Source organism: Affinirhizobium capsici (assembly GCF_977018625.1).
The window spans coordinates 2137942-2151854 of record NZ_CDRNXD010000004.1; the positions used below are offsets into that span (position 1 = coordinate 2137942).

Annotated in this window: 16 protein-coding genes; 2 read left to right on the forward strand and 14 right to left on the reverse strand. The window is 55.2% G+C overall.

All coding sequences use genetic code 11. The features are described from left to right. Window positions 1-55: 55 nt before the first annotated feature. Together AC0JZ1_RS13605 and AC0JZ1_RS13610 are read left to right on the forward strand one after the other, a co-directional pair. Window positions 56-502, forward strand: a complete 447-nt coding sequence (locus tag AC0JZ1_RS13605; RefSeq protein ID WP_471882883.1) for a YjfI family protein — start codon at window positions 56-58, stop codon at window positions 500-502. Next, on the forward strand, window positions 499-1236 hold the full coding sequence (locus AC0JZ1_RS13610) for a PspA/IM30 family protein (RefSeq protein ID WP_471882884.1): 738 nt from the start codon (window positions 499-501) through the stop codon (window positions 1234-1236). The genes AC0JZ1_RS13605 and AC0JZ1_RS13610 overlap by 4 nt, the downstream gene beginning before the upstream one ends. A gap of 84 nt (window positions 1237-1320) precedes the next feature. Here the strand turns inward: AC0JZ1_RS13610 and AC0JZ1_RS13615 are convergent, their stop codons facing one another. From AC0JZ1_RS13615 to flgK, 14 genes are all read right to left on the reverse strand, one after another. After that, window positions 1321-3144 carry a coiled-coil domain-containing protein gene (locus AC0JZ1_RS13615; RefSeq protein ID WP_471882885.1) on the reverse strand — a complete coding sequence of 608 codons (1824 nt, stop codon included), beginning with the start codon at window positions 3142-3144 and terminating at the stop codon, window positions 1321-1323. Between the two features lie 158 nt (window positions 3145-3302). After that, window positions 3303-3950: a hypothetical protein gene (locus AC0JZ1_RS13620; RefSeq protein ID WP_471882886.1), complete on the reverse strand. Its 648-nt coding sequence runs from the start codon at window positions 3948-3950 to the stop codon at window positions 3303-3305. 290 nt (window positions 3951-4240) lie between these two features. Further along, complete coding sequence (locus tag AC0JZ1_RS13625) at window positions 4241-4780, reverse strand: hypothetical protein (RefSeq protein ID WP_471882887.1); 540 nt, start codon at window positions 4778-4780, stop codon at window positions 4241-4243. Then, complete coding sequence (locus tag AC0JZ1_RS13630) at window positions 4780-5169, reverse strand: hypothetical protein (RefSeq protein WP_471882888.1); 390 nt, start codon at window positions 5167-5169, stop codon at window positions 4780-4782. Before AC0JZ1_RS13630 ends, AC0JZ1_RS13625 begins: the two co-directional genes overlap by 1 nt. Before the next feature lies 1 nt (window position 5170). Further along, window positions 5171-5734 carry a rod-binding protein gene (locus AC0JZ1_RS13635; RefSeq protein ID WP_471882889.1) on the reverse strand — a complete coding sequence of 188 codons (564 nt, stop codon included), beginning with the start codon at window positions 5732-5734 and terminating at the stop codon, window positions 5171-5173. A 319-nt stretch (window positions 5735-6053) separates the two neighbouring features. After that, window positions 6054-6461 carry a hypothetical protein gene (locus tag AC0JZ1_RS13640; protein WP_471882890.1) on the reverse strand — a complete coding sequence of 136 codons (408 nt, stop codon included), beginning with the start codon at window positions 6459-6461 and terminating at the stop codon, window positions 6054-6056. A gap of 7 nt (window positions 6462-6468) precedes the next feature. Further along, a complete protein-coding gene (gene fliR / locus AC0JZ1_RS13645) occupies window positions 6469-7221 on the reverse strand; it encodes a flagellar biosynthetic protein FliR (protein ID WP_471882891.1) in 753 nt (250 codons plus the stop codon). Beyond that, the gene (gene flhA, locus AC0JZ1_RS13650) at window positions 7218-9305 is read right to left on the reverse strand and encodes a flagellar biosynthesis protein FlhA (RefSeq protein WP_471882892.1); all 2088 of its coding nucleotides are present in this window, start codon (window positions 9303-9305) and stop codon (window positions 7218-7220) included. The genes fliR and flhA overlap by 4 nt, the downstream gene beginning before the upstream one ends. A 235-nt stretch (window positions 9306-9540) precedes the next feature. Then, window positions 9541-9807: a flagellar biosynthesis protein FliQ gene (gene fliQ, locus AC0JZ1_RS13655; RefSeq protein ID WP_471882893.1), complete on the reverse strand. Its 267-nt coding sequence runs from the start codon at window positions 9805-9807 to the stop codon at window positions 9541-9543. 219 nt (window positions 9808-10026) lie between these two features. After that, entirely contained in the window at window positions 10027-10548 is a 522-nt protein-coding gene (flgD, locus tag AC0JZ1_RS13660; protein ID WP_471882894.1) for a flagellar hook assembly protein FlgD, read from the reverse strand. Further along, window positions 10539-10988, reverse strand: a complete 450-nt coding sequence (gene flbT, locus AC0JZ1_RS13665) for a flagellar biosynthesis repressor FlbT (protein ID WP_471882895.1) — start codon at window positions 10986-10988, stop codon at window positions 10539-10541. Before flbT ends, flgD begins: the two co-directional genes overlap by 10 nt. Beyond that, window positions 10985-11332: a flagellar biosynthesis regulator FlaF gene (gene flaF, locus AC0JZ1_RS13670; protein WP_471882896.1), complete on the reverse strand. Its 348-nt coding sequence runs from the start codon at window positions 11330-11332 to the stop codon at window positions 10985-10987. Before flaF ends, flbT begins: the two co-directional genes overlap by 4 nt. A gap of 36 nt (window positions 11333-11368) precedes the next feature. Further along, complete coding sequence (locus tag AC0JZ1_RS13675; protein ID WP_471882897.1) at window positions 11369-12457, reverse strand: flagellar hook-associated family protein; 1089 nt, start codon at window positions 12455-12457, stop codon at window positions 11369-11371. Between the two features lie 3 nt (window positions 12458-12460). Further along, the gene (gene flgK / locus AC0JZ1_RS13680) at window positions 12461-13903 is read right to left on the reverse strand and encodes a flagellar hook-associated protein FlgK (protein WP_471882898.1); all 1443 of its coding nucleotides are present in this window, start codon (window positions 13901-13903) and stop codon (window positions 12461-12463) included. Window positions 13904-13913: the final 10 nt, after the last annotated feature.

The following is a 13913-nucleotide window of genomic DNA, read 5'->3' on the forward strand; positions in this document are numbered from 1 at the left end:
CCTGATGCTGTAATTTGCACAATACATACTCAGATTAAAGTGGCTATTTCAACCGATGGAGGATTTCTTGGAGAGCTGGACACTCACGTCTCTCACACAACTATTCGCAGCCGATCCGGCAGCGCTGGGCGATGTTGATGTCGCCGTTCCAGAGCATGGCGATGTGTTGTGTGTGACATTAAAGGAAAAAGGCAATCTCGACGTTTTTGTCACCGTCAGTGGCGAACGAGATATCCTCGCAAGCGTGTTGCTGGTGCCCTGCGATGAAATTCCTCATCGTGAGGCATTTGAGCGAATGGCCTTAAAGACCCATAAATTCGTTCCCCTCTCCAGCTTCGGCATCACCACGCTCGGCGGCAAGGAATGGTATGAGCTATTCGGTTCGCTCTCTGCCCGTTCAAGTGCAGAAATGGTTGTTGAAGAGGTCGCCATTCTTGCTGCAAATGCGGTTGATGCGGCCGATATGATCGAGGAATGGAAACGCGGGGAGCTTGGGGAATGAGTGTCTGGGGCAAAATTTTCACCGCAATCCGCGGCGGCATCAACGAGGCGGCCGAGGCTGCGGCAGACGGTCAGTCCATGCGAATTCTGGATCAGGAACTGCGTGATGCGGAACAGGCTTTGCGACAGGCCCGCTCCGATCTCGCGGGCATCATGGCATCCAACAAAGTCGTTGCTCGCCGTCTGGAAGAAGGGCGTGCAAAGGAAGCCAAGGACGCCGAGAGCGCACGCTCTGCGATTACTGCCGGTCGCATGGACCTCGCGCAGGGCCTCGCCCAACGCATCGCCGGTGTCCGTGCCGAGATCCAGCGCGACGAGCAGGAACTTGAGCGATTAATACCGCGTCAACAACAAATGCTGAGAACGATTCAGGAGACCGAAGCCCGCATCAGCCAGATGAAGCGGGAAGTCGAAAATGTGAAGGCTAACGAATCGCTCTTGCGGGCGCAATCGGCTATTGCCCACAGTCAGGCAGGCGTGAACAGCCGTCTGGGCAGCGCGGTTGAAAGCCTTGAGCGCATCAAGAAACGTCAGGAACTCACAGCCGGTCGTCTCGAAGCCGGTGCGGAACTCGCAGCGCTGGAAAGCGGCGGCGATTTGGACCGGCAACTTCTGGAAGCAGGCATTGGCGGTAGAAGCCAATCGGCCGACGATATTCTTCAGCAGTTGATGGCACCAGCCGGAACGCCGCATCAGGTTATTCTGCCACCGATCAAGCAGGATAAAAACAATTAGCAAAATCGCTCTATGAAATCTTGAAAGGGGCCTTTGTCGGCCCCTTTCTGCATTGGTTTACGATATTCAGCCGACCGGCCAGTCTCAAGCGACATGGCGCCAATGAGGCTTCGCCGCATCCTCATTTTCCGTCTCGACGGGATCGAAGTCAGGATATGCCGCGAGCACTTCACGCATTCTGGAAAGCTGCTCCAGTAATACCTGAAGCTCCGCCACTTCCTGCGCCAGTTCGTCCTGCTGAGCACCGGCTTCTACCCGCTCAAAAGCCGTTTCCATCAACGGTGGAAGCCTGTTGTCATTGCCCAAAGGCTCGATATTGGCCATGATAAGTTCGCGCAGCCAGCCATGTGAACGGTCGTCATTGGCAACAGCATCCAGCATGGCTTCAATCGACAGTTCCGTTTCGTCTTCGGCCTGATTTTCCTCAGGATAGAAGTCTTCGAGCGAGGGCGTGCCAGTCAGAGATGTTTCAGCGTCCACCACATCGTCTTCAGCCAGAGATGGCGCCACTGCAATCCGCATCGGAACACTGGGCTCGAGGAGTTCTTCATCCAGGCGTGCCAACAGATCCTCAGAGGTCGCAACCTCGATGACAGGAACCACATCCGGCATAATTTGTGGCTCGATATCGAAATACGCGTCGTCCGCTTCAGTCTGGATTTCCTCTTTCGCCTCGATCTCGCGACGGCCGGGAAGGCATGCACCACCAAGACAAAGGCCCGCCAAGCCACCCAAGACAGAATAGACCCAAAGCGGAAGGCCAGACACTGAAACCTCACTTGCCTTCGCTGGCTGGAGCGGCAGGATCAGTGCAGCAGGCTTTACCTCACGCCGCTCGGCCCGCATAGCGTCAAGATAGATTTTGCGGAGATCTTCAATCTTCTTCTCAAGTGCCACATGCTCACGCAGTGCTACAGAAACAGGCTTGGCCGTGAGAGCGATGAGGTCTTTCTCAACTTGCGCATCTTCTACCTTCACATCCCCAAGCTGGCGATTGGTCTCAGCAATCAGTGCCGTCACGGCCTTTGCAACGGCAGTCCGTGCCTCATTGGCAGCACCCTCGGCAGCCATCAGGGTTGGATGCTTGGGACCGAGACTTGCGGAAAGCTGCTGGACCTTCAATTGAGCATCGAAAAGACGCTGGCGTTGTGCATCAAGCCCAAGTGCCTGCAATTCCTCCGGCAACACACGCCCGGCGAAATCGCTGGCCTTCCATTTTGCCAGGGCTTGCGCACGTGCGTTCAGCATATCCTGCTGACGCCCAAGATCATCCTTTTGTACCGCTAAAACCGTGCGTTGATTCTGATCCTGCTGAAAACTTGCAACATCAGCCTCAGAAATGCCGAGAGCATCCTTTGCAGCCTCAGCCTGTTGCAAATCCTCACGAAGCTTTGTGAGGTTCTGTTCCGTTTGCGGCGGCGTTTCCCGCTCAAATAGCCTTTTCAGCACTTCAGCGCTGGCATTGGCCACCTTGGCCGCTTCTTCCGCCTCAGCACTTTTGGCCAAGACCGTAACCGTTCGATGATCCGGCGAGATCAGGGGCGTCAGCATCGTCTGCAGACGTTGCCGCAGCGAAGCCTCAGACCGATCGATCGTCATGGCCTCGCCGGTGAGGAGATCATTCAGGAAATCAAAAACGCCCTGGCGAGAGCGAATATCCTGGCCGGACCAGCCAAGTTCTTCAGCGATTTGCGCCAGCACCTCAGGCTGATAAAGTTTGGACGGTACAGCCTCGGCAAGATCTGTCTGGCCAGGCAGAATAACATTCAGGCTTGCCGTTGCCGTAAACTGTCTTTCCAGGCGAAGCGGCAATGCAACCGGCGCAAGCGCACCCAGCGTGGCAAACCCTGCAAGCAGAAGCGATGTCAGTGCGGCCTTGGCGCTTATGCGCGGCCCGCTGCTAAACATGCTGTCCTTTATGACACCAAACGCCAACATGAACCCAACCGTGCTTGCCGCCACGCGAAATGCGTAGCCGTCGTCGCGACGGGGTTGTACCCTATCCGCCGCTGCCTCACCTTGGGTCTATCAGGACGAGCACGATGCTGCCCGGACTGCACCCAACATTAAGACAAGCTAAATTTATTTGGCGAATAAACCGTTAACGGGGTTTCTTGCGGCCCGTTGTCTAAAGAATTATTCTGCTTCTGGCAGAAGGCAAAGAAACCTGGAGAAAACACCGCCAGCCCATCATAGGACAGCGAAAGCTCGCTCTCCAGCATCAGCTCTTCTTCAAGGGAGCAGCTATCCACTAACACCAGATGCGGGCGGACCGCTCCGATCTCCGCCATCAGGCGTCCACCGCCACTGGAATCTGCCCCTGACGGCAAATGAGCGGCATAGACCTCATGCCATGGCACGTGAGAGCGAATGAAATCACGCGCAGCTGACAGGCGCTGACGATTGCTCCCCGCAAGAACCAACCGTTTCGGTTCCGCCATATAGGTCAGGAGCACCGGAATGAAATCAGCTGCTGGAACAGGTGTAAGCGCCTGTCCATGTAAGGAAAACCGCAACATGGTAGAAACCAGAGCAGTTTCCGGCAGAAGCATTCGTTGCGAAAGATTGTTTCGATACGTTTCGCGCAACAAGCCGTGAAGCAGAATAGGTGCGGTAACGAAAGAAACCGGCCTGTATCCAACCCGCACAGCCGTCATGGATTCCAGCAGGGAGAGGCTCTCAAGCTTACTGTGGGCGGGAAAACCTGCCAGCATGCTTCGATACCAGGTGGCGAGTGGAAACAACCTTAAAGCCATGCGTGCCTGAAGGCCACCACGGCGGTTCTCAGCGCGCCGGCGCAAACCGGCACGCGGTTATTGACCGGCAAATTATCGTCAGATGTTCTGCAAGACGGCAGGCGCATCGCACCACTCGTTTCCAAAGCAGGCGGCCCCTCCGCCGCTGCCCATAATTTTGAACTGAAGGCCGCCGCCGATATGCGCCAGTCTTCTCTCCTCACCCAGCGCAAGTTAGCGCGACTGGCGGTCATGGCCTATGTCCAGGATCAATGCCCGGAACTAGGCGCTTTTTCGACCTTCACGCCTTCAACGATCTTTGTTGGCGCGACCTGCTGTCCTGCCTGACGCTCCCCATTGGCGCGAATATCGTCCTTGGAGAGATAGTCGAGCTGTTCGACGAGAACATCCAGAACATAGTCCTGATGGAAACGTTCATTCAGCTTCTGCTTGATCGTAGATTTGAACGCTTGCAGATCGAAGCTGCCGGTATTGCCGAGATCGACCATCTTGTTGCCGACGAGCAGGGTGAACAGCTCGTCGGTCATCATCTCAGTCACAGGCAATTTCACACCCTTGATCTTTTCCTTGTCCATCAGAAAGGAAATACGGGTGATGAAATAGCCCTGAACAGCCCCATTTTTCAGCATGGGAATGTTGATGCTCTCGCCCTTCACCACTTCGGATTTGTCGCGTAGTTGCGCGGCCTCGTCGACAGGAGGCTTCGGCTTCGACATCTCAACGGAGAGGAAGACGGCGCCCAGCGTGACGATGCAGACCCAGAGGCCGGTGAGGATAAGCTTGACCATCAGGATTCGCTGTAAAGGAACTGTTCTTGTGTATAGGTGCCATCGCCATCGGCATCACGCGCGGCATTTTTAAGAATGTCGGCAACGGTGCGCACGGCATGCAGATGTGCCTCCACGCGGCGCGCATTCAGCGCCAGCTTGTTCTTCAGCACATGCATCTGATCCATGTAATTGACCGCCAGTTCCTGTGGATCGGTGGCGCGGAACAGCATCGTCAATTCATACAGGCAACGACTTTTATGCGCGTTCGAGACCTTCAGGTCGAACTGTGCGTCAGAGCCAATGCGCTCGTTCTCATTATCGATGATCATCTCAAGCCTGCCGAGTACGGACTTGATGCGATAATCACTCGAGATAGCTTCCACGTGCTCTGTTCCCATATGTGTCATTTTATGCCTCGGCTTGTGCGCGTTCAGTCGGCGCAAGATCGAATACTTTCCGCTCAAACTCATCGATCATGCTGATCGCCTTGTTGCGGCTGTCTTTGTCCGTGGTAGGGTTGGGTGCAACGTCATTGCGCATCTTGTCCAGCGAATGCTTGAACACTTGCTCGGCAATGCCAATGCCGCCGCTCTTCGACATTTCGTCGGCGATCTTTTCCGACATCATGCTCTGCCAGAATTCACCGGCCGAGCCCTTGCCATAAATCTCTTCACTATCCTTCGGCATCATGGAATTGACGAAGTTCTGGAGAATGGAGGCTTCAAATTTCCGGTACTCCTCCGGCATTTCAACGCCCTTGTCGGCTTTACGCGCTGTGTCCACATGGCTGCGCGTGCCTGCGCCACCGAGAAGATCCACAACGGTCGAAAAACCGGTTCCGGCAGCTGCCAGCTTCACGGCTGCACCTGCAGCGCGCGTTGCGGAGAGTTTTGCCTGCGCTTCCTGCACCGCGTTGGGATCGGCTGCTCGCAGCACGTCCATGACGAGATCGCTTGGAGGAGAGATCGCCACGTCTGCATCCTTTCGTCCAGCGGAATGAGGCACATAACAGGCCCCTTCCGTTCCATCCACTGAGAGCGTTTCGCGTTTAACAAAACACAAAATCGCATTAACTCTTTGTTTTCTCGAGCCGACTGGAGCGATAACTGCTTGCGGCCAATGGCAGAGCCAGTGATCGAACAAGAATGAGCATCGCTGCTTCGGATGGAGTGAGTATGCTGAGTGAAGCTTGGCTCAGGCTGGCGTGGCCCCCTGAAAATTCGGGATACAAAATAAAAATCTGACCGTCTCTCGCGGAGAAGTGCAAGGTGACGGCCTTCACCTTCACGGACTATTCTTTTCTGGCGGTCTTTGCGGCCAGGGTCAGCTCCAAAAGATCGTAGATGTCATTATCGTCGCGTTCGCGGTCCTCATCGGCACGCGCATCCTTCATCTGGTCTTCCAGCCTGTCGCCTTTTGTACGTTCGCGCAGCACACGCGCTTCCAGCACCTGCTGAACACCAAAGAGCTGCTGATCCTTGACCATCAGCCGACCGAAGCGCTCCGCATAGGTTTTGGAAAACTGCATATGAACAGGGGTCATGGAACCGATGGCATCGATCACCTTTTCCATGGAGTCGGCCACTTCCTGTCTCTGCTGGTTGGTAGCCGCCAGATCACCCTCGGCCATCTTTTCCAGATGTCGTTGAACATTAACGAGACGCTTCAGCTTCTTTGATCTTGTATCGGCGCCAGCCATGCCTTCCTCAGAATGAGTTGAACACGGGGCCGAAGCCATCCGCGAACTGCCGCGCCAAGGCGGCTATCGAAACATAGAGCATGAACACACCCCCTGCGAGGAGGAAGGGCGTGGAGATGAAGAAGATGGGAATTTGCGGTGCCAGCTTGTTGACCAGGCCGACGCCCACATTGAAAAGCAGGCCGAAAATCAGGAAAGGGCTTGCCAGGCGCAGCATGATGCTGGTCGATGCCCGTAGCGTATCGGTCAATGTAATCAGCATTTTCTGTGGCTCCATGACGGCGCCCACCGGCGTTGCACCGTAGGAATCCAGCAGAGCCCTGAGGACGACGTGGTGAAAATCCAGCATGAACAGCATCATCAGGCCGCAGAATGAGATGAAGTTCGTGACGCTTGTTTCCGACATATCCTCAAGGATGTCGTGGCCTGCCGGCGCGGAGAAACCGATGGACATGCCTATGATCGAGCCTGCGAACTGAAGTCCCATCACGTAAAGACGGGCAATCATGCCGTACATGATGCCGATCAGCATTTCGGTGCAAATCAGTCCGATATAGGTGCCCGTTCCTGACGAGACGCGCGGATAAACCGTGCTCCACAGGATCGGCAGTACCGCCAGCGAGATCGCGACGGCTACGAAAAGCCGCACATTCATGGGCAGGCGGGCGCTGGAAAAACCCGGCAGGGTCATGAAGCAGCCTCCCATCCGGCAAAAAACCAGAAAGAAGGCCAGCATCGTACCCTGCGGGTCGGTTATCATGAAATGGAGCCCAGTATCTTGATATCCAGCCCCTTCGCCAGTTCGACATGGGAAAGAACCGGCAGCGTGGCGAACAGTCTCTCGATGATCATGCGCACATAGGAGCGCGTTTCAGGCGATGTGACTAGCACGAAGGGCATGCCACGGTCCATGAACTCGCGGATCACTTTGTTGGCCTGTTCACTGAACTCTTCCAACTGGCGCGGATCGATATCGAACTCGACAACCTCGCCCTTGGAATCCCGCTTCAGTGCCTGATGGAAAAGCAGATCCCATTTGCTGCCGAGGCGCAGGACACGCAAGACCCCATTGTCGGTCAGATCGCCGCACAGCTGCTGGGACATGCGCACGCGCACATGCTCCACAATCTGCTCCGTCTTGCGAACATGCGGCGCAAGTTCTGCCACGGCTTCCAGGATGAGATGCAGGTTGCGGATGGAGACACGCTCCGCCAGCAAGAGCTTCAGCACCGCCTGCAAGCCGGAATAGGACATGTGCGACGAGCAAATCTCGTCCGCCAGTTTTTTGTATTCCGGGTCCAGCCGATCAATCAGCGTCTTCACATCCTTATAGGACAGAAGCTGCGGCAGGTTGTTGCGAATGACCTCGCTCATATGCGTGAGAACCACGGAGACGTTATCGATCGGGTGGAAGCCCTCACGCTTCAGATCGTCGGCAAAAGCTTCCAGAATGGAGACCGCTGGCATGCCGAAAGCGGGCTCGCGAATTTCATCGCCAGGAATGCTTGGCTTGCGGCCAGTTCCCGTCACGACCAACACTTCGCCGACGCGCAGCGCATTCGAAGCCACCGTCGTTCCGTGAATGCGGATCTGATAGGATTTTTCCGGGATGGAGATATCGTCCGAAACCTTGATTTCGGGCACGACGAAACCGTACTGCGTGGCAAATTTCTTGCGCATCTTGCTGACGCGGAAGGCAAGCTCCTGATGCGCGCCCAGAAGACGGGTGGAAATCTGCTTGCCAAGCGCCAGTTCGATCTCCGCCGTCCGCAGCATGGACTTGACCGAATCCTTATCGGCTTCCTTGGTCTGGATGATCTTCTTTTCTTCCGCCTCGCGACGCTGCTTGTTCTCCGCTTCGATGCGACGGGGAACAATCCAGGCACCAAAAGCCAGAACACCGCCAAGAGCCGCAAACGGAACGAGCGGCAGACCAGGCACAAGTGCCAAAATGCCCATCAACACGGACGAAAGTGTCAGAGCGCGTGGATAGCCACCGAGCTGATCGATGACGGCCTTATCGGCTGTACCGGCACTGCCGCCGCGCGACACGAGCAAGCCCGCAGCAAGGGAAACGATGAGGGCCGGAACCTGCGAAACAATACCATCGCCAACGGAAAGCTTGACGAAAACATCCGCAGCTTCGCCAATCGGCATTCCGTGGCGGAAGTAACCGATGATGATGCCGCCGAAGACGTTGATGGCAGTAATGAGAAGGCCAGCGATAGCATCGCCGCGCACGAACTTCGAGGCACCGTCCATGGCACCGAAGAACATGCTTTCTTCTTCCAGCTCGCGACGGCGATGCTGCGCCTCTTTCTCATCGATAATGCCTGCCGAAAGATCGGCATCAATCGACATCTGCTTGCCGGGAATAGCATCAAGGGTAAAGCGCGCACCGACTTCCGCGATACGCGTTGCACCTTTGGTGATAACGATGAAGTTGACCGTGACCAGGATCATGAAGACGATGACACCGATCATGAAATCACCGGACATGACCAGCGAGGCAAAGCCTGCAATCACGCCGCCCGCCGCATCATGGCCTTCGTGACCATGGGTCAGAATGGTTCTCGTCGTCGCGATATTCAGCGACAAACGCACCATTGTGGCGATCAGCAAAATCGTTGGAAAGGATGAGAAATCCAGGGGCCGCTGAATCCAGAGCGCCACCATGAGGATCAGAACGGAGAAGGCAATCGAAAATGCCAGACCAACGTCGATCAGAAACTTCGGGATTGGCAGGAACAGGATGCATAGAATGGCAATGATGCCGAGGGCAAAGCCGATATCCCGGCCGTCTGGATTGACCTTCGGGATTGTAAGTGCAGGTGTCTGTGCCATCGCTTCTTTCCGTCTCTTCATGAGAAGGCCGCGCAGCAGAAGCTACGCGAGTTCACTATGACCTTAGACATCGAAGCTTGCGCGAAGATGGCATGTCGTGCGCGCAGAACGGCTTTAGAGCGGTTCATTTTTTCCCGGAAACGTTGAGCCGCTCCAAGCCTTTGTCTGTGCGCATTTCCAGACGGAAAAACGGTTCCCACTTTTCCTGGAAATGCTCCAAGTCCTGGCGGAGAGGTTAGAAGCCGGATTGTATTCTGGAGAAAACGAGCTCGGAAAAAATGTTGATCTGCGAGCCGATGAAGGGGGCTGCCAATCCGCAGCTCAAGAGAATGGCGACGATCTTCGGCACGAAGGTCAGCGTCATTTCCTGGATTTGGGTTAGCGCCTGCAGAAAGGCAATCGCAACACCAACGACCATCGCGACAATGACAGCAGGACTGGCCGCAATGAGCACAGTGCGCATAGCTGCCTGCATGATTTCCAATGCGTCGGCTTCATTCATGTCGCCACCTCTCGCCTCGAATCATTCGAAGCCTTCTGAAGCATCTCTTTAATGTGTTTCAATACGCGTGGGAATGCATCGCAATGCAACGCATTCCCTTTGAACTCAGGCTACTGCTTGATACCCGGGATCGGCATGGATTTATAAATCAAGCAGCATGCTAAAAGTCTTGCAGCATAAATTGCACGCCGCATATGGCACACAATTCGGTATGGCCGATCAGCCAGCGTTCTCGGCAGGCTGATCCTCAGTCTGAGAGGCAGTGTTGTCTGTCGCAGGAGTAGCAGGTGGCGTAATTGCCGTATCGGAGACGACGACCCCGGCCTGCATGAGGATCTTCTCACCCTTGTCAGTCAGCGCAATAACGCCATCCGAATAGACTTCAACCTGGGCGATCTTGCCTGTGGTCTTGTCGTCAGCGCTCATCACGTATTTGCCGACTAGATCGCCAGCGCGCGTGATCGCTTCCGCCTGCAACATGCTCTTGAGGTGCGTGTTGGTCTGGATCGTCTGCTCTACCTGGGAGAAGGATGCCAGCTGAGACATCTGCTGCGATGCATCCATCGGCGATGTCGGGTCCTGGTTCTTCATCTGGGCGATGAGCAGCTTCAGGAAGCTATCATAGTTCAGGCTGGCCTTGTTGGCTGCCCCCGCAGAAGCAGAGGCATTGGCCCAGGGGTTGTTCGTGACCGAGCTTTTCGTGGTGGTCGACGTGGAACTGCCTGTCGGGTCTATCGCCATGGTGCGATCTCCCGGCGGATCTGCTCAACCGTTGCCGGCGTCATTTCCTGGTTGTTGAGGATGCGGTCTTCAGAAGCATAAAGCGAACGGATCGCCTTCAGGGCATCAAAAGCACGGCCACTGACCACAAGCGCGTCGACGCGCTTCAGCTCGGCCAGTATCTCTTCATCCTTGAAGCAGCTCAACAGCATGGTGATCGACTTGCGGAACATGGCAAGTGACTGTTCCTTGCCCTCCGGGTTGATCAGCATCATCTGAGCGATGAAGTACAGCTGGCGCAACGGAGTGGTTGCATCCTCAAGCTGCAAAACGTGATTTTCCAGGAGGAAGGTCACATCATTGAGAAATTCCAGAGCCACCTTGCGGTCGACGCGCAAAACAGCGCCGTTGATGAAGATTCGCTCGCCGGACTTCAGCGAAATGCGCAGTGTACTTTTCATTTCAAGCCATCCCTGATGATGGTGGTTACGTCGATAATGCCCTGGTAATTTGAGGATTCACGGCGTCTGATCAGCTCACACTCCTTGAGAATCCAGATGGCGATGGAGATGAGGTTGGCCCTCAGTTCCACATTCAGTTCATTTTCCGGCTGGCGGAGGTCCTCGATAAACCTGATCCAGACCCGCCGTGTGAAGAACAAGGCTTCAACCGCGGCGCCGGAATAATCTTCCGCATCCCGTGCAGCCTTCAAAAGTTCGATTGTGCGATCAAGCGCTTGACGTTCGCGGCTTTTGGCGTCCGCGATATCGTCCTCCATGACCTCGGCGTATGAAAACTGGTACATTCATGTATCCTTCATTTTCACTGACTTCCCTTTCCATCAAAGGAAGTTAATCAGACTCAACTTCTGTATTCTCGATGTCAGCGTGTAGGAGGCCTCAAGCAAAGCTTGCAGAGAGGTCACTTTGGTGGACGCCTCGTAGGCATCGACACCTTGCAAATCATTCAGATGCACTTCGAAAATCTTCTTCTGGGCTTCCAGGGATTCGTTTGCGGTCTTGATGCGTTCGCTGGAAATACCCAGTTCCGTGCGCGCCTTCGTGATACCGGTCTGGGCGCGACCAATCACCTCATTGGCTTTGACCACCACAACATTGCGCGCTGCTTCCGCTACGTCCGGCGTCAGAAACTCGGCGGACATCACGGTCCCCAGCATGAAATTACGGAAGCCTGCGCCATTCGCATTGGTCGAAGTCGTTACGACTTCCGACGAATTGATGCGGGTGGACATATTGGCATCGTTGGCATTGGAAGCATATGTCTTCCAGAAATCCTGCCCCACCACCGTGGCCGGGTGTGGCGGACTTGTGAGCGTTGACGTGCCATCGAACTTTGTCTCCATAAGATTGAGAAAGTTCTGCATGTCAGTTGCTGTCATGTCTGATTTTGTCGCAAGACCGTTGGTCGTCAGGAACTGGTTCAGTTCCCGGTCGAAGGCCTGCTTGAAGGGCGAGCCGGCTTGCGTGTAGGACGCCATTGGCGTCACATCTGTATTGACGCCCGCAAAAAGGTGCTCACCCGCAACCGAAATATTGGCCGCATCGGTGAATGAGTTGATGGCTGAATTAAGCCCTTGCACCGCATCGCCGAGGGTTGCGGGGCTGGAGGTCAGTGACGCCAGGATACCGCGAACGCTATCGATGGATTTAGACATATTGCCTAAAGCAGCATCGGAAGAATCAATACGGGTGGTTGCCACCGAATTGATAGTCAGCTGCGAGTCGATACGCATGACATCCCGGGTCAAATCGAGATTGCGCGACGTGTCCGCGCCGAGAGCCACACCCATATCCGCATGAACGCCGGTGGTGACTTCCTTATTGGCTTTTATCAGGTCCGTTTGGGCCTTCGCCATGACTGTGCGAAGACTGGATTGAACCGATACCGAAGAGCTGAATGATGTCTTCATGACTTATCCTGCTGTAGCTAACAAGGCTTTCATCATTTCATCGATGGTGCTGACCAACTTGGTCGCCGCCTTGTAGGATTGCTCGATTTCGAGAAGCAGCGAGAGCTCCTCATCGAGGCTGACCCCGGTTTCGTTGGAATAGGCTTCAGAAGCCCGCGACTGCATCGCCGTCTTGGTTTCATCAGCCGCACTGGCAGTGCTGCGGATCGCTTCCAGCCAGCCGGCCGAGCTGGAAGCATAGGTCATTACAGAAAGCGTGCCCTTAACATCAGTTGCAGGATCGAAAGCTCTTGTAGCCTTCATAGCCTGCGCGTAGCTGTCTATGAGAGCGGAATAGCCAGAGCCGCTGGTATTGACGACATAACCTGCATTCATGCCGCCATCACGGACGGTGGTAGGGTTCGTCTTTGCCGCGGCATTGACCTTGATCGCCCAGGAAAGACCAGGCTGCACAACGCCCGAAGCCGGAACCGAATTATCGACACCATTGGTGAAGAGGCCAGCCAGAGGCGTCAGGGCGCCGCCCGGGCCTTTTTCGGCGAATGAATTGATCAGGCCGCTTGCAACTTCATCCAGTTGCGCCTGGAATTTTGGCGCAATTTCATCGCGGATTTGAAGTAGCGCCTGCAGGGAACCGGAGGCGCTTGTATCACCACCCTGCCCTGGCGTGACCGCCGCTCCATCGATGAAAAGCTGGTTGCCTGTCACTGTTGCCGTATAGGTATTGGTCGGAACGAAGGAAACGGCACGGGGAATACGTTCGAAAAGGGTGGTGCCCTCGGATGTATAGAGCGCCATGTCTCCATTGGTGCGCGTGACAGTCGAAACGCCCACCATTTCCGAAATTTTCTTCAGCAGCGTTTCGCGCGTATCCAATGCGTTGCTGGGATCTCCGCCCGTCGCATTGGCACCGATCACCTTGTTGTTCGCTTCTTCGAATTGCTTCAGAAGACCGTTCAGCTCATCCACCTGGGATTTGATCTTGGAATCGGCGCGCTGACGAATACCCTGCACCTCGGTTGAGGTGTTGTTCAGGTTATCAACCAGATCCTGCGCGGCGGTAACGACGGCAGCACCCAGTGTCGTTTCGCCCGGTGCGCCAGCATAGGAAGACAAGGCATTGTACAGGGTTTGCAGGCGAGCGCTCGGCGAATTATCGTAGTCATTATTGCCGAGAAGATCGCGAATTTCCTTCGCGCCGGATAGCAAGGTGGACTGTCCGGACGCAATTGATGTGGTGAGAATGGTCTGCCGCAGGAGAGAGTCGTTCTGCGCTCGATCGATGCCTGTGACGACGGCACCGTTTCCAGAGTTGGTCAACACCGCACTCCGACGCACATAGTTTGGATTCTGTGCGTTGGAAATATTCGTCGACACCACGTTCGTTTGCTTGGAGGTGTTGTTGAATATTGTCTGGGCGGTGTTCAATGCTGTGGAAAGCGACATCTATGCTACT

Excerpts from the sequence above, each read along its gene's own strand:
- AC0JZ1_RS13625 (WP_471882887.1), bottom strand. The coding sequence starts at position 4,780 with ATGGTCAAGCTTATCCTCACCGGCCTCTGGGTCTGCATCGTCACGCTG.
- AC0JZ1_RS13615 (WP_471882885.1), bottom strand. The coding sequence starts at position 3,144 with ATGTTTAGCAGCGGGCCGCGCATAAGCGCCAAGGCCGCACTGACATCG.
- AC0JZ1_RS13675 (WP_471882897.1), bottom strand. The coding sequence starts at position 12,457 with ATGAAGACATCATTCAGCTCTTCGGTATCGGTTCAATCCAGTCTTCGC.
- flgK (WP_471882898.1), bottom strand. The coding sequence starts at position 13,903 with ATGTCGCTTTCCACAGCATTGAACACCGCCCAGACAATATTCAACAAC.
- flgD (WP_471882894.1), bottom strand. The coding sequence starts at position 10,548 with ATGGCGATAGACCCGACAGGCAGTTCCACGTCGACCACCACGAAAAGC.
- flaF (WP_471882896.1), bottom strand. The coding sequence starts at position 11,332 with ATGTACCAGTTTTCATACGCCGAGGTCATGGAGGACGATATCGCGGAC.
- AC0JZ1_RS13610 (WP_471882884.1), top strand. The coding sequence starts at position 499 with ATGAGTGTCTGGGGCAAAATTTTCACCGCAATCCGCGGCGGCATCAAC.
- flbT (WP_471882895.1), bottom strand. The coding sequence starts at position 10,988 with ATGAAAAGTACACTGCGCATTTCGCTGAAGTCCGGCGAGCGAATCTTC.
- fliQ (WP_471882893.1), bottom strand. The coding sequence starts at position 9,807 with ATGAATGAAGCCGACGCATTGGAAATCATGCAGGCAGCTATGCGCACT.
- AC0JZ1_RS13605 (WP_471882883.1), top strand. The coding sequence starts at position 56 with ATGGAGGATTTCTTGGAGAGCTGGACACTCACGTCTCTCACACAACTA.
- fliR (WP_471882891.1), bottom strand. The coding sequence starts at position 7,221 with ATGATAACCGACCCGCAGGGTACGATGCTGGCCTTCTTTCTGGTTTTT.
- flhA (WP_471882892.1), bottom strand. The coding sequence starts at position 9,305 with ATGGCACAGACACCTGCACTTACAATCCCGAAGGTCAATCCAGACGGC.
- AC0JZ1_RS13640 (WP_471882890.1), bottom strand. The coding sequence starts at position 6,461 with ATGGCTGGCGCCGATACAAGATCAAAGAAGCTGAAGCGTCTCGTTAAT.
- AC0JZ1_RS13630 (WP_471882888.1), bottom strand. The coding sequence starts at position 5,169 with ATGACACATATGGGAACAGAGCACGTGGAAGCTATCTCGAGTGATTAT.
- AC0JZ1_RS13620 (WP_471882886.1), bottom strand. The coding sequence starts at position 3,950 with ATGCTGGCAGGTTTTCCCGCCCACAGTAAGCTTGAGAGCCTCTCCCTG.